This window comes from Paenibacillus sp. FSL R5-0475, assembly GCF_038004585.1.
Lineage (GTDB): Bacteria > Bacillota > Bacilli > Paenibacillales > Paenibacillaceae > Paenibacillus_AQ.
The window spans coordinates 6532117-6557918 of the sequence record NZ_JBBORK010000001.1 but is presented as its reverse complement, the minus strand read 5'-3'; the positions used below and the strand labels follow the sequence as shown (position 1 = coordinate 6557918).

General features: G+C 43.4%; 25 protein-coding genes. 7 read left to right on the top strand and 18 right to left on the bottom strand.

Features of this window, described 5'->3' with window-relative positions; all coding sequences use genetic code 11:
• Nucleotides 1–5 precede the first annotated feature (5 nt).
• The 8 genes from MKX41_RS29275 to MKX41_RS29240 all read right to left on the bottom strand — a co-directional run bounded on the left by MKX41_RS29275 (nucleotide 6) and on the right by MKX41_RS29240 (nucleotide 7840).
• The gene (locus MKX41_RS29275; protein WP_339268993.1) at nucleotides 6–941 is read right to left on the bottom strand and encodes a glycosyltransferase; all 936 of its coding nucleotides are present in this window, start codon (nucleotides 939–941) and stop codon (nucleotides 6–8) included.
• A gap of 25 nt (nucleotides 942–966) precedes the next feature.
• Nucleotides 967–1659, bottom strand: coding sequence for a sugar transferase (locus MKX41_RS29270; RefSeq protein WP_042124430.1), 693 nt, complete (start codon nucleotides 1657–1659; stop codon nucleotides 967–969).
• A 30-nt stretch (nucleotides 1660–1689) separates the two neighbouring features.
• Complete coding sequence (gene galU, locus MKX41_RS29265) at nucleotides 1690–2580, bottom strand: UTP--glucose-1-phosphate uridylyltransferase GalU (protein ID WP_042185171.1); 891 nt, start codon at nucleotides 2578–2580, stop codon at nucleotides 1690–1692.
• A gap of 149 nt (nucleotides 2581–2729) precedes the next feature.
• Nucleotides 2730–3371 (bottom strand): CpsD/CapB family tyrosine-protein kinase, encoded by a 642-nt coding sequence (locus tag MKX41_RS29260; protein WP_042185169.1) that lies wholly within the window; start codon nucleotides 3369–3371, stop codon nucleotides 2730–2732.
• Entirely contained in the window at nucleotides 3355–4095 is a 741-nt protein-coding gene (locus tag MKX41_RS29255) for a YveK family protein (RefSeq protein ID WP_076283895.1), read from the bottom strand. Before MKX41_RS29255 ends, MKX41_RS29260 begins: the two co-directional genes overlap by 17 nt.
• 265 nt (nucleotides 4096–4360) lie before the next feature.
• Entirely contained in the window at nucleotides 4361–4996 is a 636-nt protein-coding gene (locus tag MKX41_RS29250; RefSeq protein WP_042185164.1) for a response regulator, read from the bottom strand.
• Between the two features lie 25 nt (nucleotides 4997–5021).
• Nucleotides 5022–6668, bottom strand: coding sequence for a sensor histidine kinase (locus MKX41_RS29245; RefSeq protein ID WP_042185158.1), 1647 nt, complete (start codon nucleotides 6666–6668; stop codon nucleotides 5022–5024).
• A 317-nt stretch (nucleotides 6669–6985) separates the two neighbouring features.
• Nucleotides 6986–7840 (bottom strand): AraC family transcriptional regulator, encoded by an 855-nt coding sequence (locus MKX41_RS29240; protein WP_076283894.1) that lies wholly within the window; start codon nucleotides 7838–7840, stop codon nucleotides 6986–6988.
• 84 nt (nucleotides 7841–7924) lie between these two features.
• Here MKX41_RS29240 and MKX41_RS29235 point away from each other — a divergent pair, with 84 nt between their 5' ends.
• Nucleotides 7925–9835 (top strand): family 20 glycosylhydrolase, encoded by a 1911-nt coding sequence (locus tag MKX41_RS29235; protein WP_340974270.1) that lies wholly within the window; start codon nucleotides 7925–7927, stop codon nucleotides 9833–9835.
• 41 nt (nucleotides 9836–9876) lie between these two features.
• Here MKX41_RS29235 and MKX41_RS29230 read toward each other — a convergent pair whose 3' ends face one another.
• Nucleotides 9877–10170, bottom strand: a complete 294-nt coding sequence (locus MKX41_RS29230) for a hypothetical protein (RefSeq protein ID WP_076299135.1) — start codon at nucleotides 10168–10170, stop codon at nucleotides 9877–9879.
• 103 nt (nucleotides 10171–10273) lie between these two features.
• Here MKX41_RS29230 and MKX41_RS29225 point away from each other — a divergent pair, with 103 nt between their 5' ends.
• Together MKX41_RS29225 and MKX41_RS29220 are read left to right on the top strand one after the other, a co-directional pair.
• Nucleotides 10274–11209 (top strand): hypothetical protein, encoded by a 936-nt coding sequence (locus tag MKX41_RS29225; RefSeq protein ID WP_340974267.1) that lies wholly within the window; start codon nucleotides 10274–10276, stop codon nucleotides 11207–11209.
• A 94-nt stretch (nucleotides 11210–11303) separates the two neighbouring features.
• Complete coding sequence (locus MKX41_RS29220; protein WP_170880314.1) at nucleotides 11304–11543, top strand: NHLP leader peptide family RiPP precursor; 240 nt, start codon at nucleotides 11304–11306, stop codon at nucleotides 11541–11543.
• A gap of 16 nt (nucleotides 11544–11559) precedes the next feature.
• Here MKX41_RS29220 and MKX41_RS29215 read toward each other — a convergent pair whose 3' ends face one another.
• Nucleotides 11560–13479, bottom strand: a complete 1920-nt coding sequence (locus MKX41_RS29215) for a sensor histidine kinase (protein ID WP_076299133.1) — start codon at nucleotides 13477–13479, stop codon at nucleotides 11560–11562.
• Between the two features lie 105 nt (nucleotides 13480–13584).
• The gene (locus tag MKX41_RS29210) at nucleotides 13585–15483 is read right to left on the bottom strand and encodes an ATP-binding protein (protein ID WP_340974262.1); all 1899 of its coding nucleotides are present in this window, start codon (nucleotides 15481–15483) and stop codon (nucleotides 13585–13587) included.
• A gap of 224 nt (nucleotides 15484–15707) precedes the next feature.
• Between MKX41_RS29210 and MKX41_RS29205 the strand changes: the two genes are divergently transcribed.
• Nucleotides 15708–16106 carry a hypothetical protein gene (locus MKX41_RS29205; protein ID WP_076283888.1) on the top strand — a complete coding sequence of 133 codons (399 nt, stop codon included), beginning with the start codon at nucleotides 15708–15710 and terminating at the stop codon, nucleotides 16104–16106.
• Between the two features lie 92 nt (nucleotides 16107–16198).
• Here the strand turns inward: MKX41_RS29205 and MKX41_RS29200 are convergent, their stop codons facing one another.
• Nucleotides 16199–17404, bottom strand: coding sequence for an MFS transporter (locus MKX41_RS29200; RefSeq protein WP_076283887.1), 1206 nt, complete (start codon nucleotides 17402–17404; stop codon nucleotides 16199–16201).
• Nucleotides 17405–17608: 204 nt separating this feature from the next.
• On the opposite strand from MKX41_RS29200, the gene MKX41_RS29195 reads away from it, so the two are divergent.
• Complete coding sequence (locus MKX41_RS29195; RefSeq protein WP_076299216.1) at nucleotides 17609–18292, top strand: peptidylprolyl isomerase; 684 nt, start codon at nucleotides 17609–17611, stop codon at nucleotides 18290–18292.
• A gap of 82 nt (nucleotides 18293–18374) precedes the next feature.
• Here MKX41_RS29195 and MKX41_RS29190 read toward each other — a convergent pair whose 3' ends face one another.
• From MKX41_RS29190 to MKX41_RS29180, 3 genes are all read right to left on the bottom strand, one after another.
• Nucleotides 18375–19481 carry a Glu/Leu/Phe/Val family dehydrogenase gene (locus MKX41_RS29190; protein WP_340974260.1) on the bottom strand — a complete coding sequence of 369 codons (1107 nt, stop codon included), beginning with the start codon at nucleotides 19479–19481 and terminating at the stop codon, nucleotides 18375–18377.
• 183 nt (nucleotides 19482–19664) lie between these two features.
• A complete protein-coding gene (locus tag MKX41_RS29185; RefSeq protein WP_076283885.1) occupies nucleotides 19665–20597 on the bottom strand; it encodes a manganese-dependent inorganic pyrophosphatase in 933 nt (310 codons plus the stop codon).
• 117 nt (nucleotides 20598–20714) lie between these two features.
• Entirely contained in the window at nucleotides 20715–21512 is a 798-nt protein-coding gene (locus MKX41_RS29180; protein ID WP_340974258.1) for an AAC(3) family N-acetyltransferase, read from the bottom strand.
• Nucleotides 21513–21679: 167 nt separating this feature from the next.
• Between MKX41_RS29180 and MKX41_RS29175 the strand changes: the two genes are divergently transcribed.
• Nucleotides 21680–22657, top strand: a complete 978-nt coding sequence (locus MKX41_RS29175) for a ring-cleaving dioxygenase (RefSeq protein WP_340974256.1) — start codon at nucleotides 21680–21682, stop codon at nucleotides 22655–22657.
• Between the two features lie 58 nt (nucleotides 22658–22715).
• Here the strand turns inward: MKX41_RS29175 and MKX41_RS29170 are convergent, their stop codons facing one another.
• Nucleotides 22716–23417 (bottom strand): YjjG family noncanonical pyrimidine nucleotidase, encoded by a 702-nt coding sequence (locus MKX41_RS29170; protein ID WP_042185133.1) that lies wholly within the window; start codon nucleotides 23415–23417, stop codon nucleotides 22716–22718.
• 168 nt (nucleotides 23418–23585) lie between these two features.
• Between MKX41_RS29170 and MKX41_RS29165 the strand changes: the two genes are divergently transcribed.
• The gene (locus MKX41_RS29165; RefSeq protein WP_042124401.1) at nucleotides 23586–24521 is read left to right on the top strand and encodes an MraY family glycosyltransferase; all 936 of its coding nucleotides are present in this window, start codon (nucleotides 23586–23588) and stop codon (nucleotides 24519–24521) included.
• Nucleotides 24522–24678: 157 nt separating this feature from the next.
• Here the strand turns inward: MKX41_RS29165 and MKX41_RS29160 are convergent, their stop codons facing one another.
• Both MKX41_RS29160 and MKX41_RS29155 read right to left on the bottom strand, forming a co-directional pair.
• Entirely contained in the window at nucleotides 24679–25200 is a 522-nt protein-coding gene (locus MKX41_RS29160; RefSeq protein ID WP_042185130.1) for a mismatch-specific DNA-glycosylase, read from the bottom strand.
• 35 nt (nucleotides 25201–25235) lie between these two features.
• Nucleotides 25236–25793, bottom strand: coding sequence for an RNA 2'-phosphotransferase (locus MKX41_RS29155; protein WP_340974255.1), 558 nt, complete (start codon nucleotides 25791–25793; stop codon nucleotides 25236–25238).
• Between the last annotated feature and the right edge of the window lie 9 nt (nucleotides 25794–25802).

The window sequence follows — 25802 nt, the reverse complement described above, 5'->3', positions numbered from 1 at the left end:
ATCCCTCACCCCGCTGCGGAATGCCTCTCCCGATTGAGAATCATATGAAGCGTTCCACGAATACTCTCCAGCCTGCATTTGTTCAAAAGCCTTCTTCCTTTACTTCTTGAGAGGATAGAATCAGCCAGGATATACACGAGCTTAGCGGCTGTCTTTCCCACTAGAAGCAGCTTGCCTTTTAGTCCTTCGCTTTTCATAGCGTTAGAGATGCCTTGGCTATAATAGCGCCTCATAATCCAATCTTCCGTTAAACGGGCCGCCGGAACGAAATGGTCAACCGCCATTTCCGGATGGTAGAGGATGGAATGCCCTTCTTTTTGAATCTGTCCGAATAACCAGGTCTCTTCACCGGAGAGCAGAGAATCACCCTTTCTTCCGAGATCTAGGGGAAAAAGACTGATGTCGAATACGAGCTTCCGCATCGCCATATTGGCCCCACAAGGATGAAGTTGCTTGGGATATTCCTTAATCCGGCTACCTAAATCAACAATCGTGTACGGAAGCTCAAAGGGTTTAATCAACCATTCCGGACGTTTACTTTCAAATATCGGAGCGATTTTGCCTCCCATAGCCATGACCTCCGGTTTACTCTCGAAAGTACTGACAATCGTTGTTATCCATCGCTGGCAAGGTATCGCATCATCATCGAGAAAGGCAATCAGCGGCGATTTGGAAGCCAGAATTCCTGTATTTCTAGCCGCTGAAAGCCCCTGCATCGGCTCCATCATGTAGCGGATATTCACATCAGCTCCATGCTTTCCTATAAACTTTTTGACGCAAGCTTCAGTATCATCCTTGGAACAGTTATCCACAACAATGATCTCCGCCTGCTCTAAGTGATCTAGCTTTAAAAGTGACTGAAGCGTCTTGATCAATAAAGGTGCTCTGTTGTAGGTACAGATGATAATGGAAAGCTTAGGAACGTCTCCGTATTCACGCATCGGCATTCACCTAATTTCCACATTATTAATAAGCATCTTTTGAACCGAGTAACATCAGTCCGGTTTTAGCAATGATTTTTAGATCCAGCATGGTGCTCCGAATATGGATGTAGGTTAAGTCCAGCTGTACCATTTCGTCGAAGCCGACACTATTTCGGGCATTTACTTGCCAATATCCGGTACAGCCTGGTGTAACCGTCAAACGCTGTTTGTCATATTCCGTATACTGAGCCACCTCTTCAGGCAGCGGAGGACGAGGACCGACCAGACTCATTTGACCTATCAGCACATTCCACAGCTGAGGTAGCTCATCGATGCTCGTCTTGCGCAGGAATCTCCCTATCTGTGTGATCCGTGGATCGTTCTTAATCTTGAACATGGCACCGCTCACTTCGTTATAGGCCATCAGGTTTTCTTTTAACTCCTCAGCGTTACTAACCATGGATCTGAACTTATACATCGGGAACTGCTTTTCATTCTTCCCAACCCTGTTTTGCCGAAAGAACACCTTTCCTTTCGGATCCTCCAGCTTGATCAGAATCGCCACGACAACAAATAATGGCATTAACACGAGAAGACCAAGAGCGGAAAAAAAGATATCGATCATCCGTTTCATTATCAAATAGGACTCCGCTTCTTTCCTTCTCTCATCGGTATGCAGCATGTAAAGTTTCGGCAGGACCGCCTCGTAGTCTTCCGGCAGTTTTTGCATGCTCATCCTCCTCATCTAAAATTTTGCGAACTCAACTTAACTACTCAAGCTGGTTTGTCCCATTTTATTCAGCCATTCCGCCATTGCATCCATCACCGGATAGCGCAAATCTTCACTTTGCAGTGCAAATTCAAGTGTTGTCAAAATATATCCAAGCCGCTCGCCGACATCATATCTTGTTCCGTCAAAATTATAGGCATATACCCGTTCGCTCTGATTCAGCTTTTGAATGGCATCTGTCAACTGGATCTCTCCGCCAGCGCCTTCTTCCATCAAATCGAGATACTTAAAGATCTTCGGAGTAAACACATAACGGCCCATGATCGCCAGATTGGAAGGTGCCGTACCTAGTGGCGGCTTCTCTACAAAATTGTTAACCCGATACAATTTACCGTCCTGCAAATCCGGTTCAATAATACCGTAGCGATTCGTGAATTCATCAGGAATCTCTTGAACTCCGATAACCGAGTTTTGTGTTTCTTCATATTGATCGATCAGCTGCTTAAGGCAAGGTACAGCTCCTGTGACGATATCATCGCCTAACATGACACCGAATGGCTCATCTCCGATAAACCGTCTTGCACACCATACGGCATGCCCCAGACCCTTCGGTTCTTTCTGGCGGATATAGTGAATTTCTACCTTGGCTGAACGCTGAACCTCTTTAAGCAGATCCAGCTTTCCATCTTCCAGAAGCCTAGACTCCAGCTCAAACGCATTGTCAAAATGATCCTCAATGGCTCTTTTACCTTTACCGGTAACAATGATGATATCTTCAATACCGGAAGCAATAGCCTCCTCAACAATGTATTGAATGGTCGGTTTATTGATAATCGGAAGCATTTCTTTAGGCATGGCTTTCGTTGCAGGAAGAAAGCGCGTACCTAGTCCTGCCGCGGGTATGATTACTTTTTTTACCTTTTTCATCGCACTTTACCTCCTAAAAGTTTTGTGAGCATTAGCTTCAATGATTTGACTTCGTACAAAACTCACTTCGAAAGCCTAAACTTAAGTTTTGTGAGCATTAGCTTCAATGATTTGACTTCGAGCAAAACTTACTTCGAAAGCATAAACATTTACTTCGCCTGGTTCATGGCAATTCCGATTAGATTAGAGCCGGTCTGTTCAAGCAGCGTCTTCGCTTTGCGAATCGATTCCCGTTTAGACTTTCCGTATCTGGCCACCAGGATCACACCATCCGCTTGAGGCGCCAATATCCGAGCATCACTGAAGTCGACTGCCGAAGGAGAATCCAGCAGGATCAGATCGTAGTTTTCTTTTAGTTCCTCGAGCAAAGCGGTCATTTTAGGGTTACCTAGCAAATCCGGCGGACTAACATGCGTTTTACCCGCCGGGATGACCGAAAGATTGGCCAAATTTCCGAGGACAGCGATGTTATCCGCCTCCTCTTGCCCACTTAAATAAGCCGCAAGCCCGTCACTACCCTCTACTTCAAACACTGTATGAAGACCGGGATGTCGCAGATTGCAGTCCACCACCGCTACCTTCTTGCCATCCTGGACGAAAGACACCGCTAGATTTGACAAAATCGTCGTCTTGCCTGCTCCAGCTTCTGCTGACGTAAAGAGTAGCACTTTTCCTCCGCTACCCTGCGCTATTCCAAGCTGGCGTATATATGTGCGTAGCGATCGGAACGATTCCGAGATATGCGAGGATGGATTAACATCCGTAACCAGACTCTTATTTAGCCGCAACATAAGCACCCTCCTTCACTCTTGTGTTGCCGCCTGCTGCCTTACCCAAATCGCGTTTACGAATGGTTGCGATCGAAGCAATTACCGGAAGACCAAGGTCATATTCCGCTTCCTTTTCAGACCTTAATGTGCCGTTAAGAGTTTCCATCAGCAAAATAATTCCTAGGGCTGCCATAAGCGATACAACAAAGCTGATGATGAGATTCATCGCAAACCCGCCGTTCGAGGGCCCTGGAACATCAGTCGGATCGGCCGGTGTCAGCAAGGTCACATTGTCTACCCTCATCAGCGATGGCAATTCACGAATGAATGTCTGCGAAACCGCATTTACGATCCCGGCAGCTTTGGTGTAGTTTTCATCCTGAACATTGAGGTTGATCACCTGGCTCTTCTCTGAAGTTTTAATCTCAAGCTTCTGACTTAGTTCATCAGCCGTCAGACCAAACTCCGGGTGATTTTCTATTACGCTTTTCATGATGGTCGGTGATTTCATAATTTCCTTGTAACTCTCAATTAAATTCAGGCTAAAGCTCAAATCGTTAAGATTGTTGCTCTCGGGAGCCTTGGCAATATTGTTGACAAGCAGCTGTCCGGAAGCGGAATAGACGGGTTCAACGAAGTTTTTACTAACGTAGTAAGTCGTAGCACAGGAGATCAAAACGAACACCATGATGAGCCAAAACCTTTTTTTAATCAGGTTAATGTAATCCAGAATCGTCTTTTCCACAGTAACCCTCCTTCCGCTAAAATTACATTCTGAAAGCATTCATGAAAGTTTCAGTTGTTGCTTTAATTCTATCAATCCACACCATTCGCCACATGGCTCATATCATCACTTTCCTCTTCACTTTGGAGTAAGACGTTGTACTCCTTAAGAGGGGGGTGAGGTATACTTTAGCGCCATATTTAGGGCTAATTTAAGTTTTGACGCACAAAAAAACACGGACATCGAGTCCGTGTTTATGTACAATGCTTATAAATTAGTTCAACTTTCACTCATAAGACATTTCATATTTGGTCAATCCGACAGCATTTGCGTAAAGCGCTGCCTGTGTACGATCTGCCACCTGTAATTTCGCTAAAATCTGACTGACATGCTTTTTCACTGTAAATTCACTAATAAAAAGACGTGAGGCAATTTCTCTGTTGCAAGCGCCCTGTCCTAGTTCGATTAAGACTTCCTTCTCTTTCGGGGTCAATTCATCTGTCGGACTGCTTTCACTCATTCGCATCTTATCTTCCATCAGACCAGGATCATAATACTTTCTTCCTTTATGGACCAACTGGATAGCAAATAGTAACTCTTCTGGCAATGCCTCTTTCAGTACATATCCGTCTACCAGCACTTCCTCAGCTTTCAGAAAATCCTCTCTGCTTGCAGATGATGTCAGCAGAATAAACTTACTAACGATTCCACGAGCACGCGCTTTCTTGATGACATCAAGTCCTGATTCATCCGCTAGCTTAAGATCAATGAGTACAAGGTCAGGCTGCGTCTCCTCAATCACAAGAAGCGCTTCTTGGCCGTTCGTCGCCTCTCCAGCAAACTTCACATTCGGTTGCATCGAAATAACGGATGCCAGCCCTCTTCTAACTAGAGGATGATCATCTACAATGACGATTTTCATTAGAAACGACCTCCCGCCCTAAAGTTTATGCATTCTTTAATTCAGCTACACCCACAGGAATGGAAATCAAGATTCTCGTTCCCATATTTTCATTACTGGACAGCTGGAAGTCGCCACCTAGCGACTGCGTCAAATATTGCATATTCTTCATGCCAAGCCCACTCGCACTATCTTCGGATTCAATCCATAACAAATCAGTATCAAAACCAACACCATTATCACAAATCAATAATCGAATCCAAGTCGGCTTCAGAGACAGTTCTACATCCACTCGACTGGCAGCACCATGCCTGATGGCATTACCAGTGGCTTCGGAGATAATCCGAAAAAGCGCTTTGTGGTAAGGATAAGGGAGACTGAAATCATCTCCCGTTATTTTTAATTCAATATCAACATCATTTAATCTAGATAAGCTCTTTAAATGTGATCTTACCATACCGAGCCATGTAGGCCCGCCACTCTTCTTGGAGCTAAGACTGTAGATCGTGATCCGCAGTTCTTTAGCAACCTTTGTAGCAGAGTCATGAATAAGCTCAATTTGTTCTTCTAGCTCATGATCTGACATTCTCTTCCACGATTCCTTCAGCGAATGCGTCGCATACACAATACCAAAAAGGCTTTGGGATACACTGTCGTGCATTTCATCCGCAATCCGGTTCTGTTCGTTCGTGATGATCAACCGGTTCTCAATCACACCAAGCTCATGCCTTTCAAGAATATTCGCACTTAGCTCAGATAAGAATATCAATTGTTGAATATACCATCTGCGGCCTTCCAGCCCCTCTGTAGACTCCAGCTTGAGTCCAATCATCCCTACAAATCGGGTGCTCATCCGTACAGGCATCAGCAGGAAATCTCCTAATCCCGGAAGATTTCTAAAAATAGGCTCTCGCTGCAATCTCCATTCATGTTCATGTTTGCCCAGTTCTGAGAATAAGAACTGTTCCTCTTCCTGCTGCCAGCCGGTCTGCCTGCTCTGCGGTGCTGGTTCTCCGCTTTTCTTGGCGAACCAAAACAAAGCCTTATCTAGCTTCGTTAGCTTAACAACATAATCGGTGATCACTTGACCGATATTCATGAAATCATGTTGGCTTGAGGTTTCCACGATATGGTACAGCGATTTGATATGCTCCATCGTCTCTTTCGTGCGAGCATTCGATTCTTCACGTTGCCGCTTCATCCGATTAACGATCTGCATTATTATAACCGTAAGTACCAGTGTTAGAAACAGATTCCCATTTACAAATACAATTTCCAAAAAAGTTTTGTTCGCAGAATTGATAAAAAAATAACAGAGCACCGCAAAAATACTGATGTAACTTAAAAGCAGCGACCATCCAAAATAAATGGACAATGAGCCTGCAGCAATCAATACAGGGTTTAGCACATAGAGCCTAAAGGAACTCTCGTACCCACCGGTAAACAAAGTCAATGCAATAATTCCCACCATCTCTATACTAACAGCCAGGACGAGAGTCTTTGGCCTGCTTCGTAACCTCCGATAAAAAAATGAGAACGTTTGTGCAAACAGAAAGAGTATGGCAATAACAAGGGATTTATAAATTACGGAAGGTCCCGTTTTATCTAGAAGATACATGAGCGATGTGAGGGACAAAGAGAAGTACCTGTAATACTCAATCAGTTTGTCTTCTGCAGTTGGTTTGATTTTCATCCCACCACCCTATTCTCCAGTTTTTTTGGAAAATGCGAGATTGTACTGTGCTCGATAAAAGCATCATACATGAGAAAAATCACAATAACAAGCTGACATTTCCCATGTTTGCGCTTCCATTTGAAAAATAGTTACAAAAAATTTATTATTTTTTTAGAAGATTTTATACCTAAAATTTGTCATTTTATCCACTATAGTTATAAAGAACTAACGTATTTATGTAATATTAATCCATAATTTTTAACATATCTCATAAAACGACAACAATTATATAATTATAACAATTCACATTGGGACTCTAGTAGTATGATGTCGATTTAAATGTTACTACGACAAAGCTGTGGCGCAATCCCCATATATTTTTTAAATAAACGTGAAAAATAGAATGGATCATTATAATGAAGCATGCCCGATATTTCTTTTACTTGTAATGGGGTATTTAGAAGCAGCTTTTTGGCCTCAGCCATTTTAAGACGGTGAATATATTCATGAAGCGGATACCCGCTACTACGCCGAACAAGACGACGAAGGGTAGACATCGAGATATGATGTTTTGCCGCAATTTGCTCTAGGTCCATTTCACCATAAATGCATAAATTCAGGTCCTCCCGAATCTGACGCATATAATCTGCCTGAGCATTCCAACTTTTTTCTTCTATTATAAAAGAACACTCCAATAGCATCCTTTCAACGAGTAGTGCGGCCCGATCCGCATCTGCAGGTTCTCCACTCTCCATTCGTTGTAGTACCTCTTCAAATAAGGTCGAAAGACCCATGATCGAATTCGCTTGGAACACATTCCCGCCAGCGATTAGACCCGACTCTAGCCATTCCGATACACGTGTCCCATTAAAATTAATATAATATTCATCCCAGCTCCCTCCAGGTGGCGGGCCGAAATTGTAACTGTATCCGGGGCGAAAAAAGAATAAGCTGCCTTCACGCACCTGCTGTTCTTTCCCCGAAGTCTCCATATAGGTGCCACCACCAGATACTATGTAAACAATAGCCCAGTGTTCAAAAACTACGCCTGAACGGAATAACGTTCTTCCAGGCAAATGGCCGGCTTGTCCTACTCTAATATTTTTAAGCTTCAGCTTAGAGGACTCAACCTTCGGATCAATAATTCGTATTGGATATGGACTGATCATATAATCCATGCGCTTGGACATTATAGACATTCCCCCCTCTGTTTAGTAGTGATAAGGTTATTGTGAAGTTGATCATATTCTACATGAATAAGAGGTGTCCACGCTATGCTTAATCATTCTACACTACTGCTTCTGCCTAATCCGCGTGAAATCACATTGTCACAGGACTCATACCGTTTCCCAATAAGCGGAAGCATTGTGCTTCCTAGTACGGGAGAGGAAAGTTCAATGCCTGCTGCACAAAAGCTGCAAGCTGTGATTAAACAAGCCTTAAATCTTCATTTGACCTTATCTATTGGCACACGTCCAACGGTCGTATCCGCTTGTATCTTTAGCTATGTGCCGTCATTATCTGAGCAGGCATACGAAATAGTTGTTGATCAGAACGGTATCGTTGTCTCCTATAGCTCACCTGTCGGTGCCTTCTACGCAGTAGCCACTCTGAAACAAATCATTGAACAAAGCGGCAGATCTATTCCTCATCTGCATATTCGCGATGAACCTGATTTTGGAGCTAGAGGGATAACCGTTGATATCAGCCGCAATAAAATTCCAAAGCAAGAAACCTTGTACCGAATCATTGACCTTATGGCCGATCTGAAGATGAACCAGCTTCAGCTATATATAGAAGGTACGCCGTTCGCGTACGAATCTTTCCCTCAAGTGTGGGAGCTTGAGACTCCAATCACAGGAGAGGAAATCTTGCTTCTAGATGCCTACTGTAAGGCGCGTTATATTGAGCTTGTTCCAAACCAGAACAGCTTTGGACATATGGAAGGCTGGCTTTCCCGTCCTGAATTCAATGCTTTAGCCGAAATTCCAGAGGGATTTATGCTTCCCAAGGAATTGTACATGGGGGATGTATATCCAGAAGGACTATTCATGCATCCCGGTACGTTTGATACCGAAGATCCTGCCGTGCTCCCTCTGCTAGAAAAAATGTTCGATGATCTGCTTCCTTACTTCTCCTCTAATCAATTTAATGTAGGCTGTGATGAGACGTATGAGCTTGGTCTTGGCAAAAGCAAAGCGCTGGCTGAATCACAAGGCAAAGGTCAGATCTATTTATCTTTTCTTCAGAAGATTTATGAGCTTGTTACGAAACGCGGCAAGACGATGCAATTCTGGGGCGATATTATTATCCAACATCCCGAACTGATCCCTCACCTGCCTAAAGATATTATTGCTATGGAATGGGGTTACAGTGCGGAACATCCTTTTGAGTCGGATACCCTAAAATTCCGTGAAGCAGGCATTCCTTTCTATGTCTGCCCAGGTACCAGCTCATGGAACTCCATTACAGGGCGCAGCGACAATATGTTTGCCAATCTGCGTAGTGCAGCTATTCATGGCAAAAATAATGGTTCTATCGGCTATCTCATTACCGATTGGGGTGATCACGGGCATTGGCAGCATCTCCCAATCAGCTACACTGGATATGTTTATGGTGCTGCGCTTTCCTGGAATGTAGATAACAATCTAGATGTAGACACTGCAAAATATTTAAATACATTCATCTTCGCGGATCGTTCCGAGGGTATTGGTCAATTACTTCTCGATCTCGGCAATTACTATCAGCTTGAGTCCGAGATTATTCGTTCAAATGATACGGAAATGTCCCTGCTTCTTCGTACTAATCTCGACAATTTGTTAATTGTAGAGAAACTTACCGAAGAGCATTTCAACAATCTCGAAGAATACATGCTCTCTATCGAGGCACGTCTCTCGGGGCTTGATCTTCAATGTGCTGATGCTGATCTTGTTCTTAAGGAACTGAGTAACGGAATCCATTTTGTGAAGCACGCTGTGCAGCTTGGAAGAATTAAACTGCAGCTGGCATCCGCGCCAGATTCGATTGACCCTAATCTGATTACGGAGCAAATCAATGATTTGAATGTTCTACTTCATCAATATCGTCTATTGTGGACCGAGCGCAACCGACTCGGTGGCTTAGATCAAAGTATTTGGAGACTTCTACGTCTTAGAGGTCAATACGAAGCATTGAAATCGAAGTAATTTCCTCATCCTAGCTGCAATTGGCGAGTCGAACGTTGAATTTAATGTTTCCGACTCGCTATGCGCAGCTCTTCATATTGATTTTCAAGCATTTCCCGCTCCCGCTTTTCATGCTTTTCTCTGCCGATTCCCTCTTTCATGCTTTCCTCATCCTCATAGATTTGCCACAGATCAGAGAACAAATAATCTTTGATTTCTACTGTTTTTCCATTCAATATCCCATTGGTCCAAATAAGTCCCGCAGAGGTACGCATCACAATGCGGCCGTCTGGCGTTTCAGCCTTTTGCCCCATTCGAATAGTCATAAGCATTTGTCCAAAAGTATAACACTCCATTCGTCCTTAAACCTCCTAAATTTTAGTTGTAATGGAATAAAGAGAAGGATATAATCAGGGCGAAAGAACCAGTTTTTTGCAATTTTATTGTAGGAGGGATGCAATGGATTGGCTAAATGATTACGAAAAAGAACTCCGCTTAGTATTTCAAGAAAGTAGAAAGATTATCTCCGAATTTCCTGAGCCTCTAAATTCACAAGGCATGTCCTATCTTGAACATTTTAACGTATTCAATGCGGAAAGCCACAAAAATTACATATGTTATCTATTACCCTTTTGGCTTCAGAAAAGCTGTGGGCTCTCAGCAGAAATTACCCGTCAAATGTCGATGGGCAATGTCTTCTTCATGCTATATTTTTTCATACAGGATGACCTGATGGACAGCAAAGAATCCTCTACATACGAAAGATTACCTTTAGCGAACCTACTCTATGTTGAATTTTTGAATATCTACAGACTTTTATTTCCGAATGACTCCTCTTTCTGGACATCGTTCAATCGTTATATCGCTCAATGGGCAGACAGTGTTAGTAATGAAACCACCAGTGATTATTTTCTTAATGATCGGATCAAGATCCCTTATAAAGCCAGTCCACTCAAACTATCCAGTACCGCTGCCCTTCTGCTATCTGGTAAGGATTCTCTTGTACCGCAGTCTGAGGAAGTGATCGACTCTGTTCTACTTACACTGCAAATGCTTGACGACTATGAAGACTGGAACGTAGATTTATCAGAAGGCAGCTATAATTGTCTCCTCTCACTCACACGAAGCTATCTATCCACTGATAAAGCAACCACACTCACATCAAAAGAGGTCGAATTCTTCCTGTTTACAGCAAACGGACTACGTACCTATGCTGAGCTAGCGCAGGATACGCATCGCAAAGTAATGGCTTCCAGCTTAGATATACCTCATCTCCTAGCATTCCACTCCATGTTGGTGACGAACTTACAACAGATCTCAGATTCTATCGAAGCAGAAAAGCAGCTTTTACAAGGTGGAGGCTTGTTTTATTATTTGTCAAAAAATATACAATAAATCTATTATTTTGTAATAAAAAGAATAGATTTAGCACAATTGCTATGTTATATTATTAAAGGTAAATATATACATTTTGGAAAGGGTGATTATTATGTCAGAAGCAGTTCTTAGAAATCAAGTCATTCAAAAGGCATGGGAAGATCCAAGTTTTAAGCAAAGACTACTCGCAGATCCAAAAGCAGCTCTCCAAGAAGCGCTAGGCGTAATCATTCCCGACAGCGTTACCTTGAAAGCCGTTGAAGAAGGTTCAAATGAATTCTATCTTGTAATCCCACCAAGTCCATCATCAGATGTATTGAAAGCAACCGCAGCACCACGCGGTTCTTGGTAAGACAGCAGGATTAACCTCATAGGGAGTAGGAATCATCCGGAGCTTCTGCCAATGGCAGTATGGTAATGGATTCGGTTCCTACTCCTTTTTTGCTTGTAAATCTCACTTCACCTTGCATAGCTTCAATGATGCGGAAGGTGACCATCAATCCTAAACCTGTTCCTTTATTTTTCTTGGTGAAATATGGTTCTCCGAGTCGGTGCAGAACATCAGGGTCCATTCCTTCCCCGTTATCTTTGATGTGAATAATCACTTTATTATCTTCACCGTACACCGACATATAAATGAACCCTTCTTCACTGAATGATTCAATGCTGTTCTTGATAATGTTAATGAACGCCTGCTTAAATTTCGAGGAATTTCCTTTTACCCATAATTGGCCGGATACATCCAGAATCATTTTTCCTCCATTGATGTGACACAAGGGCTGCATAATACTCTCAATATGCTTGAATTCATCATATAAATTCAGACTAGAGATTGTCTCAAATTCTGGTTTAGCAAAGGTTAAGAAATCTGTAATAATATTGGATGCACGATCTAGTTCACTTAGGGCCATTGACATATAAATTTGCTCTTCGTTAACGGACTTCTCGCTAAGCAGCTGAAGAAATCCCCGGGTGACTTGTAGTGGGTTTCTTACTTCATGAGCTACGGATGCAGCAAGCTCGCTAATGATCTCCATTTTTTCCGAACGCTCCAATTCATTGTTGAAACGCTCTAGTTCTCTAGAGTAATTAACAACCTGTTGATGGTTATAGGCTAATCTTCGTTCCAGAATTACGATCAAGGAAATAATGAAAGCAACCAGCCCCCACTTCCACAAGAACAAATCATAATTCCCTTTTTGGATGTAATACCATAATAGCTCTGCAACTACAGTAAACGCAGCGGTTCCAAATCCAATGGCAAACACAATAGCATCTTTATTTCCTTTAAGAGAGAACATAACCACACATGCGATCAGCAGGATGAATTGGAGGATAAGGATAACCCCTATAATGGTGGTAGAAATAAAATAATAGAACTCAATATAGCGATTATTTGAAAGGAGATTGATTAAAAGACATAACAAACAAAAAGAAGAGTAAAGCACTTGAAATTGACGAAATTTTCGAATGATACTGAATTTACCACTACCGAATAATTTCTCAAATAAAAAGGTAAGCGCTGGGAGAAGTGAAAAAAGGGCTAAGTCTAGGCAAACGTTACTAATTGGCCCCAATTTATTGTAAAAGGTATAGATGAAGGGGGAGTAGGTTATAGAAAGGATTCCGGTAGCCGCTATAACCACTGCTAGTGAAGCAACACTGGAGAAATAATCTCTGTTTATGTATAGAGCACTTATAAATAGAACGATAGCCACCAGAAAAAAAGCGCAGCCCAAAATCACATCACTTAGTCCATTCTCAATATATTCATTAATTAATTGACTATGTTCACCGATCATTACACTTTTTTTAATTCCAATTCTGTCTTGCATGGTTTCTGTCCAGATATATAGTGTTTTCCCGTTATCTTCTTTACTTAAAGGCAACAGCAGAGAATAGTTATCCTTGATATATTTACGATTTTCCTCGAAGATCAAACGATCCTCCACATACACTCTCACATGAAGAGCATATAAAGTATCGATATACACCGAAGGAGACACATAACTTAAATCGGGTAAGGAAATGCGGGTCCAAGAAGAGGATACTCCTGAAGGTAACTCTGGGAGTTCCTTCTTAGAATCTACGTTCATCCAGCTTTGCTGGCCTTCACTCCACGGAATCTCTTGTCCTGCATTTCCTGTTTCATCCCCCCATTTCATTTGCCACTTTGTAATTTCTTGGGATGGATTTGGGTTCGCTGCCGATACAATAATAGAGCCACAACCTATCAGGAGGAGTGAAAGGGTGATTGTAATGTGGAGTATTCTAACCATCAAGCGCATATAGGCACCTCAGAAGGAAGTTTCAGAAACAATATTCTGTGTGTTACTACTTCGCTCACTATGCTACCCTTTCCTTCTAAAAAACGGAATAATCATTAAATTCTCCTAATTTTTTCTAGCCGTTGGCAATTTAATGATAATCTCCGTTCCTTCCCCCTTCTCACTATGAAACTCAGTTGTCCCTTCCATCGCCTCAATTATTCGGAAGGTTACCATAAGTCCAAGTCCTGTTCCTTTTGTTTTATTAGAGTAATAGGGCTCACCCAATCGGGCCAGTTCACTACCATTCATCCCTTCTCCATTATCACGTACACTAATCATTACATGGGCTTCGGATTTCCAGGCAGTAACTCTAATAAGTCCATTATCCTGCAAAGCTTCGATGCTATTTTTTATAATATTAATAAACGCTTGTTTAAATTTGGCAGATGATCCAATTACGCAGAGTTCCGACTGCAGGTTGAGTTCAATGACTCCCCCTTGCAAATTCGCAAGCGGAGCGAGAATACCCGACACATGCCGTAACTCCTCGGATACATTAAGCCTCTCAATGGTCTCTAGCCCTGGCTTAGCAAAGGTAAGGAAGTCTGAGATAATAACCGTAGCTCTATCCAGTTCTGCGATAGCCATCTGCATATACTCCCTCTCCTTATAATCTGAGCGTTCTCCTAGGATCTGAAGGAAACCACGGGTTACCTGTAAAGGATTCCGTACCTCATGCGCTACAGAAGCTGCCAATTCACTTATAATCTCCATTTTCTCGGAACGCTGTAAATCATTATTAAACGTCTCAAGCTTACGAGAATATTCAACGAGTTGTTCATGGTTTCTCGTAAACCTTCTCCCCAGAATGACGATTAAGGATAATACGAAAACCATCATCCCCCACTTCCACCAATATAATTGATAGGATTCTCTGGATATGTAGTATACGATCAATTCGACAAGAGATATAAATGCAAAGATTGTAAATCCTGTAGTAAAAACAATAGCATCCCCATTGCCGCGATAAGTATGAATAAACGCTAAGCTTACCAATAATATAAATTGCACAATCATAATGATGCCTAGAATATCAGCAGTCATGAATCTATAAAAGTCTTCCAGCTGATACGACAGAAGGATATTAATAACCATTAGTGAAAGACAGAATATAGAATAAACCAATTGAAACTTACGGAATCGGGTGACGATTTGTTTTTTCCCTGAACCGAATATTTTCTCAAAATAAAAGGTTACTGATGGCAACAAGGTGTACAATGCTAAATCAAAGAATACAAGCACGATTTTCCCATAATCTCCGAGGATGATCGGCAAAAACGAAGAATACGTAACCACTATGACTCCAATGGATAAGAGAATTAACACCAACAAAAATCCGGCCGTAAAAAATCCTTTTCTCAAGAATAATGAACAAATAAACAGGACAATAGCTATAAAGATAAACGTCATCCCAATGATGATATCCATTAAGCCCTGCTTCACATAAATGGACAACAGCTCACTGTAGCGATCTACTCTTATTTCGCCTTCTATTCCTAAATCTTTGCTTCCTCCGTGTGTCCATATGTATAGTTCCTTTCCTCCATCTTCTGTGGATAAAGGAATTAGAATTTTGCTGCCGTTGAAATTGTATTTATTCTCAGAATCATATACTAACGCGTTATTCACATAAGCTTTGACGCTATTTCCATATACCTTATTAATGAATAACGCGGATTTCTCGCTCATTTGCGGCAAAGAAAACCGGAGCCACGCTGAGGATGTACCTTTTGGCATCTCTGGTTTGTGATTATGAGGCGTTACGCGAATCCATTCATCATCTGAAGCTGCTACAGCTTCTTCGACAGTCTCTGCTTCTGTATTTCCAAATCTAATCTCCCAACTTGGCAGCGCAGAGTCTGATGATCCAGCACTCACTATCGCCGCACCGTAAGGCACTATTGCTGTTAGCAATAGAAATAATAGCAAAGTAGCCGCTATCTTTGGTTTTGGCAACTTCATCGTAGCACCTCAGTAATTCATTAGTTGTTTAAATGATCATATATGATTCTTAATTTCGACAACCTTCGCACTATCCCTGCCTATTCTTGTAAATTTTCTCGAAAAAAGACGTTATTTATCGGCGTTATTTCCCTGATTATTTATAAAACGATTCGATCATAGGCAATCGGGTAAAGATACATATGAGAAGTCCAAATCTTAACCTACCGAGGGAGTGAACGGCTATGGAAGATACACCTAATAAAACTGAAGCCGATTTTGCATATGAACGTTATATACAAGCTGATATTGATGTAGAGGATGTTGTCAATGAAGATGCCGACCCCGTGTTGGTTGGCGATAAATATTTGGCGGCGGATATTGGTTTAAACCAACCTGAGGAAACACTCGAAAGAAATGACTTACTGGAATCCGATGCATTCCTCGCCGCTGAAACGGCAGGACTAACAAGTAGCGATAATGCTGAGGACGAGGAGCTGCTAGAAATGGAAGAGGAGGATCCGCCATTGGAAGATATTCCTGATGCAGATGAGGTGTATCCTGGATCCATCATCGACCCTGCTTCACCACCAGTAGATGGCATGCCTGGAACGGACGTCTTAAATGGATCACAGGGAGATTAGACTATATAAAGCCGCCGGGCTAGGATCCGGCGGCTTTATTTGTTTTTCAATATGAGCACTTTCCTCCGTAAGGGTTACTCTTGAGCTGCCGGTTATTCTGCTGAACGCGCTGCTGCAATTTGGGAATCCAGCTTACGGGTCTTAACCAATACCGCTGCTACAAGCAGCATCACCCCATTGATCACAAACACCCAGCGGATCTGGATAAAAGCCCCAAGTAAACCGCCTATAATAGGCCCGGCCATTGTCGCGAGTTGAGATGCCGCTTGGTTGAGACCAAAAGCACGTCCGCGAAACCCAGGCTCAATCACTTGTACAATCATTGCATTTACAGATGGAAGCACACCTGCATAGAACAAGCCGTAGGCAAAACGAAGAACGGCGAATTCCACATACCCTGTAACAAAGAATTGCAGAATATTACCGATACCTCCACCGATTAATCCAATGAACAAGATCATCCCGAAGCCCTTCCGGCTTCCGATTCTCCCCCACTGCGGAGCCATTAGCACAGTAGCAATACCCACAGCGGAGAATACAATTCCTGAGCTTAGCGAGGCGCTGCTTTTGGCGATTCCCATGTCTAGCAGATGTATCGGAATAAGCGGCTCCAGAATCATAACAGAAAAGGTGCTTATCCCCGCCAGCGATAGCAAAGTCATAAATGCGCGATTGCTTCGCGCTTCCTTGATATCATCACTTACATGAGACCTCGGAGCAGATCGGTCAAAATTCTCTTCTTTAGCAAAAAAAGTAGCAATAAGTGCCGAAACGAGTACAATACCTGCTGAGAATAAAAAAGCAACCCGATTGCTTGTGTAAAAGCTCACTACACCGCCGATCAATGGACCAATGATACTGCCCGTTGCTCCGGCTGTAGACATAATACTCAGCGCATAACCGGTCTTATCCTCAGGTGTGTTCGTAGCCACCATGGCTATCGCAGCCGGAACAAATCCAGCAAGCAATCCTTGTAGTACGCGCACGATCAGAAAGACGTAAGGATCATGCACGAAGTAATTAATCAGATATAAGGCTGCCAAACTGAAGCCCGAGCGAATAAGCATCGGCTTCCGACCATATTTGTCGGCGAGGGAACCCCAGTAGGGAGAAATTAAAGCGCTGGCTAGAAAGGTTATGCCAAAGCTAACCCCAGACCAAATTTCCAAATGATTCGTAACCCCAAGCTCGTCACTCAAAAAAATAGAGAGGAACGGAATAGAGATCGAATACGCCGTACTACAAAAAAAGACACCCACCCAAAGCACGATCAAGTTCCGTTTCCATGAAAAGCGCATGATCTACACATCCTTTCTTGATGTTCTCGCGGAAACATTCCTATTATTGTAAACCTCTTTTGAGAATGTGCCAATCCCACATGTCATAACTGACCTTTGCATGTAAAGGGACAAAGAGGTTATTATGAGAAGTACCTACGAGATTATTCAAGAAAAAGGAGAGATTGATTAGTGAAGTCTACACGAGCAAGATCTGCTATCCTAATGGTCATGTTATGCCTGGTGATGGTTATTGCAGCAGGTTGCGGTAATAAGCCTACCAATAACAATGCCAGCAGTAATAATGGAAGCAGCAGTGGAGCAGCAGGAAATAACGCAAGCAGCGAGACAAATGCTGGCGCTAACGAAGGACTCCCTTCAGCTACAGCAAGCCACCCCATTGTGACTATTGAGATGGATAACGGAGGCATCATCAAAGCCGAGCTTTATCCTGAAGTTGCCCCTAACACTGTTAACAACTTCATCTCACTGATTCAAAAAGGATTTTATGACGGCACCATATTCCATAGAGTGATCCCTGACTTCATGATTCAGGGCGGTGACCCTGATGGTACCGGTATGGGTGGCCCAGGATATAGCATCGCTGGAGAATTCTCTGGAAACGGGTTTACTAATAACCTGTTGCATACGGAAGGTGTTCTGTCCATGGCAAGATCGCAGGCTCCAGATTCTGCCGGCTCCCAGTTCTTTATTATGGATGCAGCTTATCCTAGTCTAGATGGAAGCTATGCCGCTTTTGGTAAAGTTACCGAAGGCATGGACGTGGTTAAATCCATTGTTGGCTTGAAAACAGACAGTTCAGATCGTCCAGAAGAGCCACCAGTGATGAAGAAAGTAACCGTCGACACCCTGGGCGTCACTTACCCAGAACCACAAAAGGTACAATAACAAGCAAAAACGCCGTTGGCGTCCTTAAAGGACGCCAACGGCGTTTTTGCTTGTGAAAGACTAATTTAAGTACCTATGCACCTTATCCCCGTAGTGATCTTCTGCTAAGAGCATGTTGACCGTTACGCAAGAAAGTACTACGAGTATTTCTTAATAAGGAAATCCGCTCCTCTGCAAGCTGATTTGCCGCAACAGAAGTAGGAATTCCATTTAGACGTGAGATTTCAAGCACGCGGGTGATGTTATCGTAAATTTTTGCAACCTGTTTAAACGCACGTTCCTTATTATAACCATTTAGTTCATCCGCAATATTAATAACGCCACCAGCATTAATCACATAATCAGGAGCATACACAATGCCCATTTCGTGCAGAGTATCGCCATGATAGGCCTCTTTTAACTGATTGTTGGCTGCGCCTGCGATCACCTTCGCCTTAATTACCCGGAGGGACTCATCATTGATCGTTGCTCCGAGTGCGCATGGAGCATAGATATCACAGTCTGTACTGATAATATCTACGGGATCGACTGCTTTGGCGCCGTAAGCCTCTACTGCGCGCCCCACTGCTTCTTTATGAATATCGGTTACGATAAGCCGAGCGCCCTCTTCATGAAGATGCTTACACAGCGAAAAAGCCACATTCCCAACGCCTTGAACGGCTACAGTCTTTCCTTCGAGCGAATCACTGCCAAACGCTGCTTTGGCCGCTGCCTTCATCCCTTGGTATACGCCGTAAGCCGTCGCTGGTGACGGATTGCCCGATGAACCATAAGTAGGAGATGTACCTGTAACATAATCTGTCTCCTGATAAATAATGTTCATATCTTCTTCTGTAGTGCCAACATCCTCGGCTGTTATGTAACGTCCATTCAAGCCCTGTATGTATCTTCCAAAAGCACGGAACATCGCTTCATTCTTATCCTTCTTGGGATCCCCTATAATTACTGTTTTCCCACCGCCTAAATTTAGGCCAGATACTGCATTTTTGTACGTCATCCCTTTCGCTAATCGAAGCGCGTCAACAATCGCTTCCTCTTCTGTAGCATAGGTCCACATCCGTGTTCCACCCAGCGCCGGCCCTAATGTAGTGTCATGAATGGCGATGATTGCCTTTAATCCTGATGCTTTATCCTGACAAAATAACAGTTCCTCGTAATCGTCCTGCTCGAGTGTTGCAAACAATTCCATTCTTAATATCCCCTATCTCTTTGTTATATTCCAGATGTTGGTTGTTACTCTTACCTCTCAAAGTATTGTAGCAGAATGTGTCGTAAAACAAAAAGAACCACGTCACCCTTAAAACTTTCAATGGATGACGTGGCTCTTATATGAATGCTACTGCACCGAACAGAGTGCAATTGTCAAAATGCGTTACAGCTTAGCAATTGTTTCTGTAAGAACAGGAACGATTTGCGATTTACGGGATACTACACCTCTGAGAAGTGCTTTATTGTCATCAAGCTTAACATTGTACGCCGTTTCTACTGCACCTGCAACACGACCCAGAGCCAGACCCACAGAATCGTTATTGAGGATATCTGTAACTACAAACAAAAACAGATCCAATTCTTTTTCAGCAATAATGGAAGTAAGTGCAGTTTCCAGTTCAGCTTGTTTGGAGAGAACATCATTAACATCCACCGCGTTCACTTGAGCGATTTCAACTTTGTATTCACCCATTTTGAATTCCTTTGCATCCAAGGAAATTAGTTGAGCGATACTCTTGTCGCTAAGATCAGCTCCAGCCTTCAGCATGTCGAGACCGTAGCTTTCAGCATCTACACCAGCGATTTCAGCAAGCTCACGTGCTGCAGCTACATCTTCCGCAGTGCAAGTTGGTGATTTAAACAGCAAGGAATCAGAAATGATCGCAGACAGCATCAATCCGGCGATTTCTTTAGGAATAGCAACTCCGTTTTCTTTATACAACTTGTTAAGAATAGTAGCTGTACAGCCTACTGGCTCAGCACGATAGTATAACGGATGTGCAGTCTCAAAGTTTGCGATCCGGTGATGGTCGATAACTTCAACCACGCGCACTTGATCAATGTCATTCGCACTTTGTTGGCGTTCGTTATGGTCAACAAGAATAACCTGATTTGCTTCACCAGCTACGTTCTCTACCAGACGAGGAGCAGCGACTCCGAAATGATCAAGCGCAAATTGCGTTTCACCACTAACCTCGCCCAGACGAACGGCCTCAGCATCCCAGCCCAATTCCTTTTTGAGTGCAGCATAAGCAATTGCAGAACAAATGGTATCCGTATCCGGATTTTTGTGTCCAAAAACCAAAGTTTTTTCCATTTCCAATCTCCTTACTATGTTTTAGTGAGATTAATATACCATACATTGATAGCGGCTTCCAGATTGTGTGGTTTGAAAAATGCTTTATCGGCATTCAATTAGCCTCTTCTAAGTTGTTCACGCCCTAGTCTTTGGAAGTGGTACCGGCTTGTCCTCCCCATGCAGTGGCTCATTATCCGAGAAAAGGTCCGGATTCTCTGTCAGCATCTGGCTTAGAATATCCGTCGTTTCTACCGTCCCACATACCCTGACTAACGCGTCTCCAAAGTTACCCTTGCGCATGGCACCGCCCTCTTCAAGCTCACGCTCCACCTTCCAAAAATGCTCCGACCAAGAGAGGCCACAATGTCTGCGAGAAGGCACCATGATTTCATCTCCTCCCGGCGTCACCGTATATAGCTCCTCATGGGTATCCGTCATTCTGCCTGGAATATCGACCCACTCTTCAATGCCATGGATGAACGTATTCCGCCGAAGATCGACTCCCAGCAGTACAATTTCCGCTTTTCGATCAAGTAGCTTGCCCCATGCTGAACCACGGGCGCACGGCGTATCCCAGCGTTCATCCCCCGTAGTGAACTCCTCAGCATCTGCACCTAAAGCCGCTACAGAATGCGTCGGATGCCAAGAGCGAATAACACCTGGACGTTTACGGAATAACTCCGGTAATATCCCTACACAAGATGGGGAATCTTGAACAGAGAACCTTGGATTGTCTGCATTAATATAAGCCCATGTATGAGTTGGCAATACGAGCAGTCCGTCCTTCATATATTCACTGAGTACATCCAGTACTGTGTTCGCGCCTCCATCTACTTCCCCAATGCTTTTTAAAGAGGAATGGACCAGAATAGTCCCGTATGGATCAAGCTTTAGCTCCTGCAATTGTTTCATCAAGCTAGTTGTTGTGTGCATTGTACGCTCTCCTTATGTATGAACTGGATTTTATGATGCATAAACATCTACTTGCAAAAATCGTATTTTACTATTAAAATTATAGCAACTTAATAATACTCACTAAATCTTTTAAAGATCACAATATAACTTACTCACATTTAGCATTAACACGGAGGTAATTACACATGACATTAACATTAAAAGGACTACATCACGTATCCGCAATTACAGGTAAAGCGCAAGAAAACTTTAGGTTCTATACCGAAGTACTTGGACTGCGTCTCATTAAAAAGACAGTAAACCAGGATGATATTTCAGTGTATCATTTATTCTATGGTGATGAGAAGGGTAATCCCGGAACCGAATTAACTTTCTTCGAACTCCCGATGGCGGGCCGCAACCGTGCAGGCAATAACAGCATCTCCGCGCTCTCCCTTCGAGTGCCAAATGATGCTGCACTTACCTATTGGGAGCAGCGTTTCACCGAGCTTAACGTAGAGCATGAAACGATTCAAACAATCGGTGGCCGCCAGGCTTTAGCCTTCCGTGATCACGAAGGGCAACGTTTCATTCTAGTATCCGACGAAAATGATAATGGTGTTGCCGGTGGCATCCCTTGGGCTAAAAGCCCGGTACCTGCTGAATATGGGATTGTTGGTCTAGGTCCCGCACATCTTACAGTAGAAAGTGCAGAACATACGGCGGTTGTACTGGAGCAATTGCTTGGCTTCCGCCGCAAAGGCACTTATCCTTCAACCATTGCGGGCCAGCCAGATGTGATTGTATTTGAGACTGGAGAAGGCGGATCAGGTGCAGAGGTTCACCTAGAGGAACGTAATGATCTAGAGCAGGAACATTTAGGACGAGGTGGTGTGCACCATGTCGCATTCCGCGTGGATAACGAGGAGGAATTGAAGCAATGGGTCGAGCATATACGCACAGCTCAGCTTCCTAACTCCGGATTCGTGGATCGTTTCTACTTCCGCTCCCTTTATTTCCGTGAGCCTAACGGCATTCTTTTTGAGCTAGCTACAGACGGACCAGGCTTTGCAACAGATGAGCCAATGGAAAGTTTGGGCGAATCTCTTGCACTGCCACCATTTCTGGAATCGAAACGCCAGCAAATCGAAGCTTATCTGAAGCCGCTGGATACTCGGCAATAAGATTCTTCAGCTCACTTAATAAAAGGTGTGAGTCGCTGATGCGCTCACACCTTATTTTTTATTGAAGATCCGTTGTCTTGCCTACAATGTCTAAGAGCTCCGACAGAACTCGAATTTCGTATTTCGGTTGAACACCCGACGTATTCTCTTTACCGAGCGGGTTAAACCAGCAAGTATCGATCCCATAATTGATTCCGCCTTGAATATCAGAGGTTAAGGAGTCCCCTACAATCAGTACTTTTTCCTTATCCGAAATCCCCAATTTGGCAAAAGCATAATCAAAAATCCCTGTCTCCGGCTTCTGACAACCAGCCTCCTCTGAAATAATGATCTGCTCAAATGTTTCACTAAGCGGTGATCCTTGGATTCTGGAAGTTTGCACTTCTTTAATTCCGTTCGTAATAATCGCTAATCGACAGCCGGCAAGCTCCTCGCACAGCTCGATCGCTCCCTGGATCAGAAAGGTTCCCTCGCCTAAGAAACGTAGATACGCTTCACTAAACGCCTCAGGATCTAGCTCCAGCGCATTCGCAGCGAATAACCGATTAAACCGTTCCACGCGTAATGCAGCAGAACTAATCTTCCCCTGCTCCAAATCACGCCACAGCGCATGATTAATCTCCTGATAACTGGCAGCATAATCCTCAGCACCTGTGGGCATCCCAACATGTAGAAATGCGTTAGATAACGCGTGACTTTCTGCCATTCCGTAATCAAACAGTGTATCGTCAGCATCGAATAAAATAACGTCGTATTTCATAAATATCCCCCAAAACTCTTTTCTCAAAAAGGTACTACAGTGATACAATCAAGTCAACTTATCAGTCAGACGACAAAAATTTACTTTTTTAAGGTAGTTTTAAGCGAATTGTGTTATTTTAAAAAGAAAACGGTGGTGAGCGTCATATTATACGTTTTATCGTTTCTAATGTCTTTTTCTATCGTCTACTTTCTAATTCCGCCGCTCGGCAGACTAGCTTTCCGACTCGATTTTGTGGACAAGCCTCGTCAGGACGTTGAGCGTAAAATTCATAGAGAGCCTATACCGCTTACGGCCAGTTACGCCATATTCATTGGATTCTTCATTACCTATCTGGTATTTGCCCGTGAATTCTCCATGGAAACCGTCGCGCTGTTTGCAGGGGGCGTACTACTGCTGACCATAGGTACCATAGATGATTGGTACAAAACAAAAGGTAAGGATTTCCCGGCACTGCCCAAAATGATTGTGCAGGTTAGTGCGGCTGTTCTTGTTTATCTTTCCGGCAACGCATTTACAGGCTTCTACAACCCATTCTCAGGGGATTATATCGTTCTACCCGTTGTATTACAGTTTCTATTGACGATTATCTGGATCTTCGGCGTAACCACTGTCATTAATTTCTCGGATGGTATGGATGGTTTGGCTGGCGCCTTAACTGCTATTTCGGCCATAACACTATTTATTGTCGCATTAACTAAGGGGCAATCCTCTTCTGCGATTATGGCGATTGCACTCGTCGGTGTCACCATTGCTTATCTGCGCTATAACAAACCGCCTGCCAAAATCTTTATGGGCGACGCCGGGGCTACCTTTCTAGGTTTCATCCTTGCGGTGATCGCACTCGACGGTGCGTTTAAGCAAGCTACGGCCCTGTCGCTGTTCATCCCGATTCTGGCGCTGGGCGTTCCGATCTTCGACAATATTTTTGTCGTCGTCAAACGCTTTATCCAAGGCAAGTCCATTTATCAGGCCGACGCTACCCAGGCTCATTACCGCCTGCTTCGTGCAGGTTTGAGCCAGAAGCAAGTCGTTGCCGTGTTATGCTTGATCAGCGTTTGTCTATCCTTATCCTCTATCATTCTGTTGTTGATCGAGACTTGATGTATTATTTGCGGATTAGTATCGTACAAGAACAATCGCATCGGCTAGTCCATTGAAGTAATAAAAACGAGCAAGTTTCCAATCTGGAAACTTGCTCGTTTCTTGTTTGAAGTTCATACTTCTTCAAGCCCATAACTCTGCAACCAAACACATCATCTCATCTGTCGCTTTCTTGCGTAAACTCGGCTAACCTACGGTAAATTCCTATAATTTCCTCCATAGGCATCCTCACTAATCCACTGGAAGAGGGAGCTACAAATTCACGTACACCGTCTACCTTCGGAGGTACATCCCCTTGAAATCCCCAGTTTGCTTTAGTCCTACGACTAAACTCTGTATATACACCTTTTCCTACAAAACAGGCGACCTGTGGGCGATACAATTCCAGCTTGGAGCGAAGCAATTCGCGGCCCTCATTATATTCCTCACGGGTAATATCGTCGATTCCGCGTGTAGGCCTGGAAACAATATTCGTAAAACCATAACCCAGCTTAAGTAGTTCCCCGTCCTCAGACGCGTCGTATAGCCGAGGAGTAAGTCCTGAATTGTGCAAGATTCTCCAGAAATTATTTCGTGGATTCGCGTAATGGTGCCCCACTTCACCTGAACGAATACTCGGGTTAAAACCAATAAATACAATCTGTAATCCGTGATCTAGGTGATCTGAAATTCCATCCATGTGAGTATGCCTCCTAACCAAACGTTGTTCTAATTCTACAATGGGGTATACACATTAAGACAGGAAGCCGGAATTGGGTCCGCCAGCCATACCTCATTACCCGCACAATAAAAAGTTACACCCATTTGACCAGCGCTAATCGTATCAACAGTCAGTAGAATCAATTTCCCTCTGCGGCTTCCGGCCAGACTGGCAAAATGTGTCCCTTCGGATAAATGAACATATTGGCGTCCCATTGATTGGAGTCCCTCTTCCAAAATAACTGAGAGAACGCCAGTATGAGTTCCGTGATAAAGCGTAGATGGCGGAGTTCCCGGATCATAGGAAATTTTGGTATGACTATGCCCGTACCGAGCTTTGATTCGATCTCCATTGATTTCAAATCGTTGCTTCTCGCAGCCTGCAACCACTTGCTGAATATCTCCCACAGTCACCTCAGACCATCTAGGAGCTTTCACAAGTACGGACAACAAATCGTCCAATGTACAGGAACCATCCTCAGGATCCAAAATAAGGCCATACTGCTCTGGAGTATGCCGGAGCAATTTAGTCATAAATTTACTTAACGACACTTCTGTAGCATTGCTTAACATTATATTTCT